Source organism: Kitasatospora sp. MBT63, from assembly GCF_000710465.2.
In the GTDB taxonomy this organism is placed as follows: Bacteria; Actinomycetota; Actinomycetes; order Streptomycetales; family Streptomycetaceae; genus Kitasatospora.
Genome location: NZ_JAIZ01000043.1, coordinates 1 through 14,377 on the forward strand (window position 1 = coordinate 1; position 14,377 = coordinate 14,377).

Consider the following 14,377-nt stretch of genomic DNA (forward strand, 5'->3'; position numbering starts at 1 on the left):
GGCCGGGGGAACCGGCGGGGCCGCGACGGGGGCCGGGGGTGCGGCCTGCACCGGGGCGGCGGCCGGCTGCTGGACCTGCGGCGGCTGCGCGGCGACGTGCACCTGGCCGTCCCAGGCGAGTTGGACACTCTCCAGCACCCGGGCGAACACACCCGTGTACAGCTCCCAGTCGTCCGCCTGGGCGGTGCTCAGCTGGACGGTCAGCACCGACCGGCCGTCCGGCAGCGGCAGGAACGCCTCGGCGGTGACACCGACCAGCGACAGCGGCCGCCCGTCGGCGGTCAGCGGCGCGGGCACCGGTACCGTCCGCGGCTCGACCAGCAGCACGGCGGGTCCGGCCGGCAGCAGCACCCGCCAGACCTCGGCGGCGGGCCGCCGGTCCGCCAGCTCGGTGGCCAGCTCGCCGACCTCCTGGGCGTGCGGCACCAGCGCGGCGACCAGCGAGGCGCGCGAGCGGCGGCCCTGCGTCACGACCGTGGCCAGGCCGGCGAAGACCACGCCCGCGGCGGCGGTCTCCTCGGCCAGCGCGGCCGCCACCACCGCCCACTCCTTGCGGGCCTCGGCGTCGGCACCGGCGAACAGCTCGGCGGCCACCTCGGTCAGGTGTGCGCCGAGCGCGGCGCCGTCGCCGCGGATCGCCAGCGGGTGGAAGAGCGAGGGCACCAGCAGGCGCGCCTCGACACCGGAACCGGTGGACAGTTCGTCAGGTGCGAGGACCGGCCGGTCCGCGGCGAGCGCGGCCAGCGCGGGCGGGAACTCCGGGCGCAGCTTCTCGTCCGCGCTGCCGTGGCCGACCGGGAAGCGGAACGCCGCCGCGGACGGGGCCGCGGCGCCGCGCACCGTACCGCCGCCGTACCGGGCCAGCAGCTCGGCGGCCGCTCCCGGCGCGGGCTCGGGGCGCCGGGTGTGGGCCGCCTCCACCACCGTGCCGAGACCGTGGACCCCGGTGATACCGGGGCCGTTGGGGCCGATCCGGACGCCGAACAGGGCGCCGGCGGCCGGGTGCGCGGTGCTCCCGAAAGCGGCCAGGGTGGCGGCCGGGTAGTGCGTGGCCCGCTCGCCCAGCAGCGTTTCGGCCAGTGCGTCCAGTGTGGCCGCGATCCGCTCCGCGGCTGTGAAGCCGTCCTGAGTCATGGCGCCGAGCCCCCCTCGCTCTCGGTGTGGCATTAACGCCCACTTTCTATCAGAAACCGCTGACCCGGCGGCATCCGGCACCGAAGCTCACCAAGCGGGCGCGGCAGCTCCGGATGTGTGCGGCCCGCCTCGTCAGCCGGCCGGCGGGGCGGCGAGCCGGCCGAGGTCCTCCGCGAGGCCGGGAACGGCCAGCAGGCCCGCCAGTTCGCGTACCAGCCGCCCGGTCGGACCCCCGGGCTGCTCGCTGCGGAAGAACCCGGCCAGCTCCGCCGCGAGCCCCGGCTCCCGCGCCGCGGTGACCGCCAGCGCCGCGACGAACTCCTGCACCAGCTGCAGCTGCAGCTCCTCCAGCGGGACGCTGCGCTCGGACAGCCAGTCGAGCGAGGTGATCTCGGCGTTGGCGATCCAGGCCCGGACGGTGCGGCGCAGCCCGGGGCTGGGCGCGGGGACGGCGAGGTGCAGCAGGATCTGCTCCAGCGCGGCCCGCCGGACCTCGTCGATCACCGCCGTGGTGCCGGGGCTGGCCGCGACCGAACCGCCGCGCAGCAGCGCCTCGAAGCCGGGGCCGTGGCTGTTCACGAAGTCGAGGTAGCGGCCCATCACCCGCAGCAGCCGCTCGGACATCGGCCCTTCGGCCGCCTCCTCGAAGCGCCCGGCCAGCTCCTGGCCGGCCCGGCGCAGCGACTCCTCGTACAGCGCCTGCTTGCCGGGGAAGTAGTGGTAGACCAGCGGCCGGGAGGCCCCCGCGGCGGCCGCGATGTCGTCGATGGAGACGTCCTCCGGCGGGTGCTTGCTGAACAGGTCGAGCGCGACCGCGATCAGCTGCTCCCGGCGCTCGTCCACGCTCAGCCTGCGGCGCGGCGCACGCACCTCCGGAGTCCGGGTCGCCGCCGTCGGCGTACGGGAAGCCATACCGTCACCCTATCGGTCGATGCCGTCCCGGCCGGTCGTCCGATCGTGCGGGCCGGGGTGGACCGGCCGTCCTTGGAGGAGATGACGAAATTCTGACGGCGGCCCCGCGGCTCTGGCCCCGACCACGCCGACCTGGTCGAATCGACGGTGTGAGTGAGACCTCCGGAACCCCCGTCGGACGCCGCGTCGTCCTCGGCATGCTCGGTCTGGGCGTGGCCGGGGTGGCGGCGGGCCCGTTCCTGCAACGCGCCGTCGAAGGGGTCACCAGCAAGGACCCGACCGGGCTGAGCGGGCTGCTGCCCGGCGGGGGCGGCTTCCGGTACTACTCGGTGGTCGGCTCGGTGCCGACCCGGACGGCCGCGGACTACACGCTGCGGATCGACGGGATGGTGGACCGACCGGTCACCTTCAGCCTGCCCCAGCTGCAGGCGATGGAGCAGACCCGGATCGTCCACGACGTGCAGTGCGTGACCGGCTGGCGGGTGCCGGGCACCCCGTTCGAGGGGGTCAGGCTCGCCACCCTGCTGGACGCGGCCGGGGTCCGGGCGGACGCCGGTGCGGTGCGGTTCAGCTGCTTCGACGGCGAGTACACCGAGAGCCTCACCCTGGAGCAGGCCCGGCGCGACGACGTGCTGGTGGCGCTGCGGATGCAGGACCGGCCGGTCAGTCACGAGCACGGCGGCCCGGTGCGGCTGTACGTCGCGCCGATGTACTTCTACAAATCGGCCAAGTGGCTCTCCGGCATCACGCTGACGCCCTCGGTCGAACCCGGCTACTGGGAGCACTACGGCTATGACGTCGACGCCTGGGTGGGCCGCTCGAACGGACGCGACGATGCGCCCACCGGCTGAGCGGGCGGCGCAGGCGGGCCGGGTCCCGCGGTTCGGCCGGGCCGAGCGCTGGGTGCACCGCGCCACCTCCGGGCTGATGCTGGTGTGCCTGGTGACGGCCGCGTTCCTGTACTACCCGCCGCTGAGCGAGCTGGTCGGGCGCCGCCGCCTGGTGACCGCGGTGCACGAGTGGTGCGGGCTGCTGCTCCCGGCTCCGCTGCTGCTGGGCCTGGCCTCCCGGGCGCTGCGGGCGGACCTGACCCGGCTGAACCGCTTCACCCCGCTGGACCGCGCCTGGCTGCGCGCGGTGCGCCGCCGCTCGTACCGCCGCCCGGCGGGGAAGTTCAACGCCGGGCAGAAGCTGTACGCGGCCTGGACGGCCGGTGCGGTGCTGGTGATGCTCGGCACCGGGCTGCTGATGTGGTTCACCCACCTCGCGCCGCTGGTGTGGCGCACCGGCGCGACCTTCGTCCACGACTGGCTGGCGGTCGCGGTCGCCGTCGTGGTGGGCGGGCACATCTGGATGGCGGTCCGGGACCCGGAGGCCCGGCGCGGCATGCGCACGGGCAGCGTGGACCCGCTCTGGGCCGCCCGGGAGCACCCGGACTGGGAACCGCCGGACCACCGGCCGCCAGGGCCCGGGGCTCAGGACGCGCGCCACTCCAGGTAGCGCCGCCAGGTCTCCACGCCGTCGGGGACGAACTCCCACTGCGCGAGGCGCCGCGCCAGCTCCGGCTCGGTCAGCCAGTCGTGCCAGGCGACCTCCTCGGCCTGCGGGGACACCGGACCGTCCCACACGGCCTGGTGCACGTCGCACCACCAGGACAGGCCCGCGCCGTCCTCGAACAGGAACCTGAACAGCGGCTCGGGCCGGATCCCGCTCACCCCGAGCTCCTCCTCGGCCTCCCGGACGGCCGCCTCGGCGTAGCTCTCGCCGCTGCCGACCACCCCGCCGACGAAACAGTCGTACGCGCCGGGGGCGAAGAGCTTCTGCGCGGTGCGGCGGTGGGTGAAGATCCGTCCCTGTGCGTCGCGGACCAGGATGAACACGCAGCGGTGGGTCAGCCCCCGCCGGTAGACCTCGCCGCGCGGGGCGGTGCCGATCACCCGGTCCTGTGCGTCGACCACGTCCAGCAGCTCGTCAGCGGGGTTCGTCATGGCCCCACGGTACCGACTCGGCGTCAGCCCGAGCACCGGACTATCGTGCGAACCAAGGCGGCGACGGAGCGGAGGGCGGCGAGCGTGAGCACGGTGGAGATCTGGGGCGAGACGGCCGACGGCTTCGAACCCGTCCGGGAGGCCTTCGCCCGCAACTTCCGGGACCACGGCGAGCTCGGCGCCGCCTTCGCGCTGTACGCCGACGGCCGCAAGGTGGTCGACCTGTGGGGCGGCGACGCCCGGCCCGAGGTCGGTGCCCGGCCCGCGCCCGCCGTGCCGTGGACCGCGGACACCGCGCAGGTGCTGCGCTCGGTCACCAAGGGCCTGACGGCCGCCGCGGCGCTGCTGCTGTTCCAGCGCGGCCTGCTCGACCTGGACGCGCCGGCCTCCTCCTACTGGCCGGAGTTCAAGGCCGCGGGCAAGGAGCGGATCCCGGTCCGCTGGCTGCTGTCGCACCAGGCCGGCCTCCCGGCGCTGGACACCCCGCTGCGGATCGAGGACTTGATCGCCTGGGAGCCGGCGGTTGCCGCCGTCGCCGCGCAGGCCCCGGCCTGGGAGCCGGGCACAGCGCACGGCTACCACCCGTACACCTTCGGCTGGCTGGCCGGGGAGCTGGTCCGGCGGGCGGACGGCCGCAGCATCGGCCACCTGTTCGCCGAGGAGATCGCCCGCCCGCTCGGCCTCGACCTGTGGATCGGCCTGCCCGCGGGCGCCGCACCCCGGGTCGGGCGGCTGGTCGACCTGCCCGCGCCGGAGGCCGCCCAGGTCGGGCCGAACGGCCTGCGGATCCGGCCCAAGCAGAACGTCCGGGACGCCTACCGCGACCCGGCCTCGCTGACCGCCCGGGCGTTCGGCGCGGTCCGCCCGCCGGTCGACCTCAACGACCCGGCGATCCAGGCCGCCGAGGTCCCCGGCGCGGGCGGCATTGGCACCGCCCGCTCGCTGGCCCGCTTCTACGCCGCGCTGATCGGCGCCGCCGACCGGCACGCCGGCGCCCCGGGCGAGCGGCTGCCCGCGCTGTTCGACGCCGCGACGCTGGCCGAGGCGGCCGGGCCCTCGGTGGACGGACCGGACCGGGTGCTGATCGTCAACACCTCCTTCGGCCAGGGCTTCTTCCGGCACGGCGGCACCTCGCCGATGTCCTCCCCGGCCGCCTTCGGCCACCCCGGCCGCGGCGGCTCGCTGGGCTTCGCCGACCCGTCGCTCGGGATCGGCTTCGGGTACGTCACCAACGGCATGCAGCCCGGGGTGACCGGCGACATCCGCTCCCGGACGCTGATCGGCGCGGTCCGCGCCTGCCTCGCCGGCTGAGGCCGGGGCCGGGGGCGGGGCCGGGGTCCGGGGAGCGGCCCGGCCCCCGGCGGGTCAGGCCTGGCCGGTGTCGAAGCGGCTGACCTTGCCGCTGTCGACGGTGAACCGCCAGGCGGTGCGCATCTCGCCCCAGGTGTCGTTGCGGAAGTTGGCGACCAGCGCCAGACCGCCGTCCTTCTCGGTCTGCACCTCCATCCGGCCGCGCGAGGAGAAGATCTCCCGGTCGATCCAGTCCGTGAGGTCCCGGTCCGAACCGTCGTCCGACATGGTGGCGTCCGGGGTGAGCGCGCCGAGGAAGGCGTCGCGGTCACCCGCGTTGATCGCGGCGACCAGAGTGCGCACGGCGGGTTGGGACAGCTTGTCGACGGGGATGGTCATGGGTCGGTGGCTCCTGTTCCGCGGCACGGTCGGCCGCTGCTCTCCAGAGACCACGGACGCGACCGGGCCGCGCGCCGCCTGGGCCGTTCGCAGTCCCCCCGTGCGCCGCCCCGGACGGGGTGTCGGCGGACCCGGGCGGGCCCGCCGTGTGCTTGGATCCGGCTGGGGGACCAGCCCGAGGAAGGGAGCCCTGGATGGGGCCGGCCGAACTGCTCGTCCTGACGTTCCCGCAGGAGACCATCACCCGCGAGACCGCCGCGGCGCTGGTCGCGCTGCGCACCGCCGGGGACATCCGGGTGATCGACTCACTGGTGGTAACCCGGCACCCGGACGGCGAGGCGACCTACGGCGAACTCGCCGACTTCGAGCACCTGCGCGGCGTGGTCGCGGTCGGCGGCCACGAACTGCCGCTGATCGGCCCCGAGGACGCGCAGGAGGCCGCCGAGCTGCTGGCGCCGGGCTCGGTCGCGCTGCTGGTCCTGATCGAGCACGTCTGGGCCGAGGCCGCGGCCGAGGCGCTGCGCGCCGTGGGCGGACGGATCGCCTCCGGCGTGCGGATCCCCCCGGAGAACATCGAGGAAGCCGTACGCGCCGCCCGCGCGCGCGTCGCGGCACAGAACTGAGGACCCCATGCTGCTGTCCGTCCCGTCGACCGTGCCCGTTCCGCCGTCCGCGCTGCCGGGCCCGGTCCGCCCGCTCGGGGCAGCCCGTCCGCCGGGCACCCCGCTCGGCCGCGGCCTGGTGACCGGCGGCGCCGTGCGGGCGGCCCGTACCACTGCACCCGGCACCTGGCCGGATCCCGTCGAGCAGGGCCCGGCCGCCGGGTGGCGGATGGGGCGGGGACCCGCGGTCGTACCTCGCTCGGTCAAGCGGTAGGTGCACTCCGGGGGCGTGCGCTCTGGGCTGCACGCCCCCGGAGTTGCTGGGTCAGGCGCCTGGGTGGAGTGCCTGGGCCTCCTCGTCCGTCAGCAGCCGGGAACGGACCAGGAAGCGGTGGCCGGTCGGCGCCTCCAGCGAGAAGCCGCTGCCGCGCCCCGGCACCACGTCGATGGTCAGATGGGTGTGCGACCAGTACGCGTACTGGTCCCGGGCCATCCAGACCTCGACCGGCGCGAGCCCGTCCACCGTGAGGACGCCGAGCAGGTGGTCGGCGGCCGAGGTGAGGAACTCGCCGGCCGGGTAGCACATCGGCGCCGAGCCGTCGCAGCAGCCGCCGGACTGGTGGAACATCAACGGACCGTGCTCGGCGGCGAGTTCGCGCATCAGACCGGCCGCCGCCGGGGTGACGGCCACCTGGGAGGCGGCCATCCTAGAAGAAGCCCAGAGCCTGCGGCGAGTAGCTGACCAGCAGGTTCTTGGTCTGCTGGTAGTGCTCCAGCATCATCTTGTGGGTCTCCCGGCCGATCCCGGAGTTCTTGTAGCCGCCGAACGCCGCGTGCGCCGGGTACAGGTGGTACGAGTTGGTCCAGACCCGGCCGGCCTGGATCGCCCGCCCGGCCCGGTGGGCGGTGGAGCCGTCCCGGGTCCAGACGCCCGCGCCGAGCCCGTACAGGGTGTCGTTGGCGATCTCGATGCCGTCGTCGAAGCCGTCGAAGCGGGCCACCGCGACCACCGGGCCGAAGATCTCCTCCTGGAAGATCCGCATCCGGTTGGTGCCCTCGAAGACGGTCGGGGCCACGTAGTAGCCGCCCGCCAACTCGCCGTCGAGCTGGACCCGTTCGCCGCCGACCAGGACCTTGGCGCCCTCGGCCTGGCCGATGTCGATGTAGGAGAGGATCTTCTCCAGCTGGTCGTTGCTGGCCTGTGCGCCGACCATGGTGTCGGTGTCCAGCGGGTTGCCCTGGCGGATCGCCCGGACCCGCTCGAGGCCGTCGCCGAGGAAGCGGTCGTAGATCGGCGCCTCGATCAGGGCCCGGCTCGGACAGGTGCACACCTCGCCCTGGTTGAGGGCGAACATCGCGAAGCCCTCCAGCGCCTTGTCGTAGAAGGCGTCCTGCTCGGCGGCCACGTCGGCGAAGAACAGGTTGGGGCTCTTGCCGCCGAGCTCCAGCGAGACCGGGATCAGGTTGGCGCTGGCGTACTGCATGATCAGCCGGCCGGTGGTGGTCTCGCCGGTGAAGGCGATCTTGCGGATCCGCGGGCTGGAGGCGAGCGGCTTGCCGGCCTCCACGCCGAAGCCGTTGACCACGTTGACCACGCCCGGCGGCAGCAGGTCGGCGACCAGCTCCATCAGCACCAGGATCGAGGCCGGGGTCTGCTCGGCCGGCTTGAGCACCACCGCGTTGCCCGCGGCCAGCGCCGGGGCGAGCTTCCAGACCGCCATCAGGATCGGGAAGTTCCACGGGATGATCTGGCCGACCACGCCCAGCGGCTCGTGGAAGTGGTAGGCGACGGTGTCCTCGTCGAGCTGGGAGAGCGAGCCCTCCTGGGCGCGCAGCGCGCCGGCGAAGTAGCGCAGGTGGTCGACGGCCAGCGGGATGTCCGCCGCCAGCGCCTCCCGGACCGGCTTGCCGTTGTCCCAGCTCTCGGCGACCGCCAGGGCCTCCAGGTTCTGCTCCATCCGGTCGGCCACCCGCAGCAGCACCTGGGCGCGCTCGGCGGGGGAGGTGCGGCCCCAGGCGGGTGCGGCGGCGTGCGCGGCGTCCAGCGCGGCCTCGATGTCCTCCGAGGTGCCGCGGGCCACCTCGCAGAACGGCCGGCCGGTCACCGGGGTGGGGTTCTCGAAGTACTGACCCCGCACCGGGGGCCGCCAGTCGCCGCCTATCCAGTGTTCGTAGCGGCTGCGGAACTCGACCACCGAACCGGGCCGGCCGGGGGGCTGGTAGACCGTCAAAGCTCTCTCCTCGCAACGACAGGCGCCGCCGTCCGGGCCCGCCCCGGGGCAGCGCGCCGGGCAGCCTAGGCGGCCCGGGCGGAAGGATGCTGGAAGCTGACTGGAGGGGTCCGCCCCTCCGGTCCGCACCCTAACCGCCCGGTCGGCGCCGCCGCTACGCCCCGTACCGGACCGGTCACGGTAGTGGTGGGGCCGCGGCGGCCCGGCGCCGGCGGTGCGGCGCCGGGCCCGGCGCGCTACCCGGCCCGGTAGCGGCCGGTGCGGCCCTCCCAGCGCAGGTAGCCCGCCAGCCAGGCGGCGAGTCCGTCGGCGTAGCGCTGGACGGCGCCGCGCTGGGCGGCGTCGAGCTCGAGCTGGTTGTAGACGTCCGCCAGCTGCAGTCGCAGTTCGGCGAACTGATTGATCATCAGCTGCGCCTCGGCGAGCACCACGGCGCTGGCCTCATCGGCCGGGCAGCCGCGCTCCTGCTGGACGATCATCACCAGGTTGTACACGTCGCCGCGCGGCGCCTCCAGCGGGTAGGAGCGCACGTCGTTGCTGAACGATGGTATGTCGGCGGCGAGTTGGCGCAGTCGACGGAGTACCGGGTGGTGGAAGGCGCTCTGCGGCACCTCGAAGTGGCCGAGCCGCTCGATCATGTCGAACAGGGTCTCCATTGCCGCGGTGCCGCGGCGCAGGACCAAGTAGCTCTCCCGGTCGGGGAGTTCGGCGAAGGCCCGGCCGGCCGCCTCGGCGGGGTGGCTGGCGAAGTACCACTCCCAGTTGTACGCGGCCCTGGCCCGCCAGCGGGCGGACATCCCCCGCTGGCTGCGGCGCCAGAGGTCGGCGAAGGCGTGCTCGGTGGCGGACGGGGTGGGCGGAGCGGATGAGGCGGACGGGACGGGAGAGGTGGACGGGGCGGAGGATCCGAACGGGGTGGTCGCGGCGAATGCGGCGGTGCCGTGCGTGATTCCGCAGAGCCGGTCGCAGATCCTGGCCACCTCGGCCGGATGTTGGCCGAGTTCGGTATCGAACTGGTCGTCGAAGAGAAAGTAGAATCCGAGGAGGTCGGCGGCCAGGCCGAGTTCGTCCGGCCCCGCCTCGGGGTAGCAGAAAGCGGCGAGCTCCGACACGTCCCAGTGCTCGTACGCGGGCTCGGTGATGCCGGCGGTCAGTTGTCTGTGGCGGTCCAGCCACAACCGGTGGTGGGCTGCCGCCCCCGCCTGGTGGGGGCTCCGCCTGTGGGGAAACGGAAGCTCAAGTGAGGTGCAGTCGGACATCGTTCTCCCGGCGCTGCTGAGGGGTCTGTGCCGTACGTCCTGCTCGGCCTCGGGGTGGCCCGCGGAAAAAAAAGATCATCTCCAGCTGTGCGGGCCGAAGATTATCTGATCAGATCATCAGATGTCAGAGGTATCAGGGCATTTGCCCCTGGCTCTCGCTCTCAACCCTGTCCGTGGCCTCCGGCCTGCGCGAATGCCGCCCATGGGGGCGTGCGCGGCGCTAATGTCGGGGACAGAACCACGGAACTGTGAGGCGGAGGGCGCAACGGTGGCCGGAGATCAGCACGGGCAAGGGGAGCGAGGGCTCGGCGCCGGAACGGTCGAGGACCCGCTCCACGAGCGCGAATCCGAGCTCGGCAGCGCCGAACAGGCCGTCGCCAGACTCTGCCGGGCGTTCGCCAACGGTGGCACCGAGATCGGTGAACTGCTCCTCTACTCCGGCCCGCCCGGGATGGGCAAGACCTCGGTCCTGCGGCAGGTCCGCAGGCTCGCCAGACTGCAGCCGGGCTGCACCGTCCTGTTCGCCCGCGGCGGCGAGCGGCAGCAGAACGAACCATTCCGCGTACTACGGCAGTTGCTGCTCCCGGTGCTCGGCGCGCTGAGCGAGGCCGAGAGCCGCGAGGTGTTCGGCAACTGGCGCGGCATCGTCGGCCCGGCGATCGGCCTGTTCCCGCCCTCCGGCGAGCTGGAGCCGCTCGACCCGCAGGGCGTCCGCGACGGACTCGACTTCGTGCTCACCCAACTCGCCCCGCGCCGGGCCCCGTTGGTGATGATCGTTGACGACCTGCACTGGGCCGACCTGGAGTCGCTCACCTGGCTCTCCTCCTTCGCGGTCCGCTGCCAGGAACTGCCGGTCCTGCTGGTGCTGGGCTACCGCGACGAGTTCGCCGAGGAGGCCCGGGGACTGATCCAGCAGATCGAGGGCATGGCGGCCCGCCGACACCAGCTCAACCCGCTGAACCCCGCCTCGGTCACCCAATTGGTCCGCGGTGTTTTCGGCGCCCTGGCCGACGACGCCTTCTGCCGCCAGGTCTGGGCGATCACTGCCGGCACCCCGTACGACATCCAGGCGCTGCTGCGTGAGGTCCGTGACCAGGGCCTGGACCCGATCGAGGAGAACACCCCGCGGCTGCGCGACCTCGCCGCCGCTGCCCGCGGCCAGACCCTGCAGTACTGGCTGGAGAAGCTGGGCCCGGTTACCATGCGGTTCGCCTGGGCCGCCGCCCTGCTCGGCACCGACATCAAGCAGCAGCTCGCCGCCATCATCTGCGCGCAGGGCCCCGACCAGTCCGACGAGTCGGTGCGCCAGCTGCGCAAGCACCGGGTGCTCACCAGCAGCCCCAACGGGCGGCTGGAGTTCGTCCACCCGCTGATCGGCACCGCGATCTACCTGACCATGCCCTCCGGCACCAAGACCGCCATGCACGGCATCGCCGCGGCCGCCATCGAGAACGCGGGCGGCAGCCTGCTCACCGCCTCGCGGCACCTGCTGGAGACCCTCCCCGAGGGCGACTACACGATCGTCCGGAAACTGCGCAAGGCCGCCACCGAGCACCTCGCGATCGGCGCACCCGAGGCCGCCCAGCGCTGCCTGGAGCGCGCCCTGGCCGAGCCGCCGGACGAGGCGGACCGCGCCGTGGTGATGTACGAGCTGGGCTGTTCCGCCCTGCTCACCGACCCGTCCGCCACCGTCAACCAGCTCCGGCTCGCGCTGGAGATGGACGGTCTCGGCGACGACCTGCGGGTGGACGCCACCTTCCGGCTCTCCGAGGTGCTGGCCCACTCCGGCGAGCTGGTCAGGGCCGCCGAGACCTGCCGGCTGGAGGCCCAGCGCACCCCGCCCGGACCGGGCCGGCTCCGCCTGGAGGCCGCGCACTTCATGTGGGCCGCGTTCCAGCGCGACGAGGAGGACGGCCCGGGCCGCTCCGACCGGCTCCACAAGCTCTCGCTCAGCCTCGGCGAACGCGACACCGCCGCCGAACGCGCCGTGCTGGCGATGCGCGCCTGGGACCTCACCCTGCGCGGCGCCCCCGCCGCCAAGGCGGTCGGCTACGCCGACGAGGTCCTCGCGGACGGCCGGCTGCCCGCCGAGCTCGGCTGGACCAACACCACCTGGGGCTTCGAACTCCCCGCCCTGGTCGGCCTCACCCTTACCTACACCGACGAACTCGCCCGCGCGGAACGGCTGTTCTCCGACGCCATCCTGGAGTTCGAGGTGGCCGGCTGGAGCGGCGCGCACCGCGGCTTCGCCTACTTCCTGATGGGCCTGGTCCGGTTCCGCCGCGGCTTCCTCCCCGAGGCCGAGGACTTCCTGCGCCGGGGCCTGAAGATCTCCGAGCGGATCGCCCCCGGCATCCCGCTGCAGTGGGACATCGTCGGCGTGCTCGCCGACACCCTGCTGGCCCGCGGCCGTTTCACCGAGGCCTGGGAACTCGCTCAGCGCTACCGCTTCGCCCCGCCGTACCACACCACCGCCATGGTGCTGCCGGACGCGCCCACCCTGTACGGCAAGCTGCTGCTCGCCCGGGGCGACCGGGCCGGGGCCGCCGCCGTCTTCACCGAGGTCGGCGAGCAGCTGAACGCCCGCGGCTGGAAGAACACCGTCTGGGCGCCGTGGGCCGGCCACCTCGCGGTGGCGCTCGCCCCCGACGACCCGGACGCGGCCCGCGGGTACGCGGAGCTGGCCGTCGAGCGGGCCCGGGAGTTCGGGACCCCGTCGGCGATCGGCACCGCGCTGCGGCTGCAGGCGGCCACCACCGAAGGCCCGGCCGCCGTCGAACTGCTGGAGGAGGCCGTCGGCCGGCTGGGCCTGTCCCCGGCCGGGTACGAGCACGCCCACGCCCTGGTCGACCTCGGCGCGGCACTGCGCCGGGTCGGCCGGCTGAGCGCCTCCGGCGAGTACCTGTACCAAGGCATGGAGCTGGCCCAGCACTGCGGTGCCGACGGCCTGGTCGCCAAGGCCCGCGGCGAGCTGGCGGTCTCCGGGCTGCGCCCCAACCGGCTGCACACCCTCAGCCGGGACGCGCTCACCCAGCCCGAGTGGGAGGTCGCCCAGCTCGCGGTCCAGGGGCTGCCGCCGCAGCGGATCGCCGAGCGGCTCGACCTCCAGCTGAGCCTGGTGCACCGCCGGCTGGCCGCCGTCCACCGCAAGGCGGGCACCGGGCCGGAGGGCCTGGCCGCCGCGCTCGGCCTGCCCGAGCAGGGGCCGGACCAGGGGCCGGACGAGGAGTCGGACCAGCGACCCGGCCGGGACGGCTGAGCCGCCCGCGCCGGGCGCGCCGCGGCCCCGGACACCTCGTCGAAGCGGGGCGTCCGGGGCCGCGGGCACTCAGGCGGATCCGCCGATTCCGACCAACCGTCGGCGCGGGGTCAGTGCAGCACGCCGAGGAGGGTGGCGGCCCCGAGCGAGACGGCCAGCAGACCCCAGAGCACGAAGAACACGCCGAACCCCTTGAGCGTGCCGGGGGTCAGGCGCTCGGCGCGGTCCTGGTACCCCATGGTGACCAGGTTGTTCTTCCACCAGCCCGCGATCGGGCGGGACTTGGTGATCAGGATCCAGGCCGCCACCAGGAAACCGGATCCGACACAGCAGAAGAAGACGGCGCCAGCGGTCGACATGTATTGCCTCCGGTTGGGGTGAGGAGTGCGGTAGGGCCGGGCGGACGGACGGCCCGGGCGCTGTTGGCGGCGCCCGGGCCGGATGCCGTTACCTGTTGCCGAACGGCTGGTGGACCCAAGTGTAGGAGACGCCTCCGGTGACGTTCACGGGCAGCACGGGCGGGATGTAGTCGAGCCCCGCTCCGACGCCGACCATTCCGGTCACCACCAGATCTCCCTTGCTGTTCTTCGAGCCGCCGGTGCCCACGGCGCCGTGCCCCACCAGGCCTTCGCCGGCCGTGACTTCGAGCTGGCCGCCCCAGCCCGACAGCTGGCTGACGTCGTCGGCGTTGCTGAACAGGGTGTCGGCCGAGCCGTAGATCCCGAACCCGCCGAGCCCGGTGCCGGCGCTGGTGAGCAGATTGCCGTGCTCCTCCCCGTCCGGTCCGTAGGTGCGGGTCAGACAGGCGGACCCGTTCACCGCGATGCCGGCGGAGGCACCGGCGCTGATGCAGAACCCGTAGGTCCCGGTGTGCGGGTCCTTCTTCTTCTCCACGACACCGGTCTTGGCGAGAAGGTTCAGGGAACCGTCGATGACGCTGTCCTTGATCCCCTTGCTGTGCTTCTTCTTGCCCTTGTCCTTGTCGCTGTCCTTCCCGTTGTCCGTACCGGTGATGACGGGTGTGCGGCTGATGACGGTGATCTTCCCGCTGCCGTTGCTCGCGGTGATGGGTGCGCACGGCGGGTGCCAGTTGGTGGAGCAGTCGCTGGTGGAGTCGCTGCCGATGCCGCACACGTACGCGAACGCGCTGCAGCCGCCCGGGAGACCGCCGTGGGCCGGGCCTTCGACCTGGGTACCGCCGTGCGAGCAGCGGTACAGGCCGCTGGCGCACTCCTCCAGTTGGAGGCCGCTGGGGTCGGCGGTGTTGATGGGGTTGTTGTTGCTGTAGGCGTAGCCGTTCCAC

General features: G+C 73.8%; 14 protein-coding genes. 5 read left to right on the forward strand and 9 right to left on the reverse strand.

Annotation, left to right across the window (positions count from 1 at the left end):
- On the reverse strand, positions 1–1,134 hold a 1,134-nt coding region (locus AA75_RS02900; RefSeq protein ID WP_033818106.1), incomplete at its 3' end, for a hypothetical protein.
- 132 nt (positions 1,135–1,266) lie between these two features.
- On the reverse strand, positions 1,267–2,046 hold the full coding sequence (locus tag AA75_RS02905; RefSeq protein WP_082526204.1) for a TetR/AcrR family transcriptional regulator: 780 nt from the start codon (positions 2,044–2,046) through the stop codon (positions 1,267–1,269).
- A gap of 197 nt (positions 2,047–2,243) precedes the next feature.
- On the opposite strand from AA75_RS02905, the gene AA75_RS02910 reads away from it, so the two are divergent.
- Together AA75_RS02910 and AA75_RS02915 are read left to right on the forward strand one after the other, a co-directional pair.
- Complete coding sequence (locus AA75_RS02910; RefSeq protein ID WP_082526205.1) at positions 2,244–2,897, forward strand: molybdopterin-dependent oxidoreductase; 654 nt, start codon at positions 2,244–2,246, stop codon at positions 2,895–2,897.
- Positions 2,881–3,546 carry a cytochrome b/b6 domain-containing protein gene (locus AA75_RS02915; RefSeq protein ID WP_051811696.1) on the forward strand — a complete coding sequence of 222 codons (666 nt, stop codon included), beginning with the start codon at positions 2,881–2,883 and terminating at the stop codon, positions 3,544–3,546. Before AA75_RS02910 ends, AA75_RS02915 begins: the two co-directional genes overlap by 17 nt.
- Here AA75_RS02915 and AA75_RS02920 read toward each other — a convergent pair.
- A complete protein-coding gene (locus tag AA75_RS02920) occupies positions 3,522–4,034 on the reverse strand; it encodes an NUDIX hydrolase (protein WP_033818109.1) in 513 nt (170 codons plus the stop codon). The genes AA75_RS02915 and AA75_RS02920 overlap by 25 nt on opposite strands.
- Positions 4,035–4,127: 93 nt before the next feature.
- Here AA75_RS02920 and AA75_RS02925 point away from each other — a divergent pair, with 93 nt between their 5' ends.
- Positions 4,128–5,345 carry a serine hydrolase domain-containing protein gene (locus AA75_RS02925; RefSeq protein ID WP_033818118.1) on the forward strand — a complete coding sequence of 406 codons (1,218 nt, stop codon included), beginning with the start codon at positions 4,128–4,130 and terminating at the stop codon, positions 5,343–5,345.
- A 54-nt stretch (positions 5,346–5,399) separates the two neighbouring features.
- Here AA75_RS02925 and AA75_RS02930 read toward each other — a convergent pair whose 3' ends face one another.
- Positions 5,400–5,723 (reverse strand): hypothetical protein, encoded by a 324-nt coding sequence (locus tag AA75_RS02930; RefSeq protein WP_033818110.1) that lies wholly within the window; start codon positions 5,721–5,723, stop codon positions 5,400–5,402.
- Positions 5,724–5,917: 194 nt separating this feature from the next.
- On the opposite strand from AA75_RS02930, the gene AA75_RS02935 reads away from it, so the two are divergent.
- Positions 5,918–6,346: a DUF6325 family protein gene (locus AA75_RS02935; protein ID WP_033818111.1), complete on the forward strand. Its 429-nt coding sequence runs from the start codon at positions 5,918–5,920 to the stop codon at positions 6,344–6,346.
- A gap of 304 nt (positions 6,347–6,650) precedes the next feature.
- Here AA75_RS02935 and AA75_RS02945 read toward each other — a convergent pair whose 3' ends face one another.
- The 3 genes from AA75_RS02945 to AA75_RS02955 all read right to left on the reverse strand — a co-directional run bounded on the left by AA75_RS02945 (position 6,651) and on the right by AA75_RS02955 (position 9,734).
- Positions 6,651–7,031 carry a DUF779 domain-containing protein gene (locus AA75_RS02945; protein WP_033818113.1) on the reverse strand — a complete coding sequence of 127 codons (381 nt, stop codon included), beginning with the start codon at positions 7,029–7,031 and terminating at the stop codon, positions 6,651–6,653.
- A 1-nt stretch (position 7,032) separates the two neighbouring features.
- Positions 7,033–8,556: an aldehyde dehydrogenase family protein gene (locus tag AA75_RS02950; protein WP_033818114.1), complete on the reverse strand. Its 1,524-nt coding sequence runs from the start codon at positions 8,554–8,556 to the stop codon at positions 7,033–7,035.
- Positions 8,557–8,792: 236 nt separating this feature from the next.
- Positions 8,793–9,734 carry a hypothetical protein gene (locus AA75_RS02955; protein ID WP_051811698.1) on the reverse strand — a complete coding sequence of 314 codons (942 nt, stop codon included), beginning with the start codon at positions 9,732–9,734 and terminating at the stop codon, positions 8,793–8,795.
- 349 nt (positions 9,735–10,083) lie between these two features.
- Between AA75_RS02955 and AA75_RS02960 the strand changes: the two genes are divergently transcribed.
- A complete protein-coding gene (locus AA75_RS02960) occupies positions 10,084–13,074 on the forward strand; it encodes an AAA family ATPase (protein ID WP_233288898.1) in 2,991 nt (996 codons plus the stop codon).
- A gap of 110 nt (positions 13,075–13,184) precedes the next feature.
- On the opposite strand, the gene AA75_RS02965 is transcribed toward AA75_RS02960, so the two are convergent.
- Together AA75_RS02965 and AA75_RS48965 are read right to left on the reverse strand one after the other, a co-directional pair.
- A complete protein-coding gene (locus AA75_RS02965) occupies positions 13,185–13,433 on the reverse strand; it encodes a hypothetical protein (protein ID WP_033818115.1) in 249 nt (82 codons plus the stop codon).
- An 88-nt stretch (positions 13,434–13,521) separates the two neighbouring features.
- The coding region (locus AA75_RS48965) for a hypothetical protein (protein WP_033818116.1) at positions 13,522–14,377 on the reverse strand (856 nt) is incomplete at its 5' end.

What these genes read in the sequence shown, in the direction of transcription:
- AA75_RS02905 (WP_082526204.1), bottom strand. Translation starts at nt 2,046, where the DNA reads ATGGCTTCCCGTACGCCGACGGCGGCGACCCGGACTCCGGAGGTGCGT.
- AA75_RS02910 (WP_082526205.1), top strand. Translation starts at nt 2,244, where the DNA reads ATGCTCGGTCTGGGCGTGGCCGGGGTGGCGGCGGGCCCGTTCCTGCAA.
- AA75_RS02915 (WP_051811696.1), top strand. Translation starts at nt 2,881, where the DNA reads ATGCGCCCACCGGCTGAGCGGGCGGCGCAGGCGGGCCGGGTCCCGCGG.
- AA75_RS02920 (WP_033818109.1), bottom strand. Translation starts at nt 4,034, where the DNA reads ATGACGAACCCCGCTGACGAGCTGCTGGACGTGGTCGACGCACAGGAC.
- AA75_RS02930 (WP_033818110.1), bottom strand. Translation starts at nt 5,723, where the DNA reads ATGACCATCCCCGTCGACAAGCTGTCCCAACCCGCCGTGCGCACTCTG.
- AA75_RS02935 (WP_033818111.1), top strand. Translation starts at nt 5,918, where the DNA reads ATGGGGCCGGCCGAACTGCTCGTCCTGACGTTCCCGCAGGAGACCATC.
- AA75_RS02945 (WP_033818113.1), bottom strand. Translation starts at nt 7,031, where the DNA reads ATGGCCGCCTCCCAGGTGGCCGTCACCCCGGCGGCGGCCGGTCTGATG.
- AA75_RS02965 (WP_033818115.1), bottom strand. Translation starts at nt 13,433, where the DNA reads ATGTCGACCGCTGGCGCCGTCTTCTTCTGCTGTGTCGGATCCGGTTTC.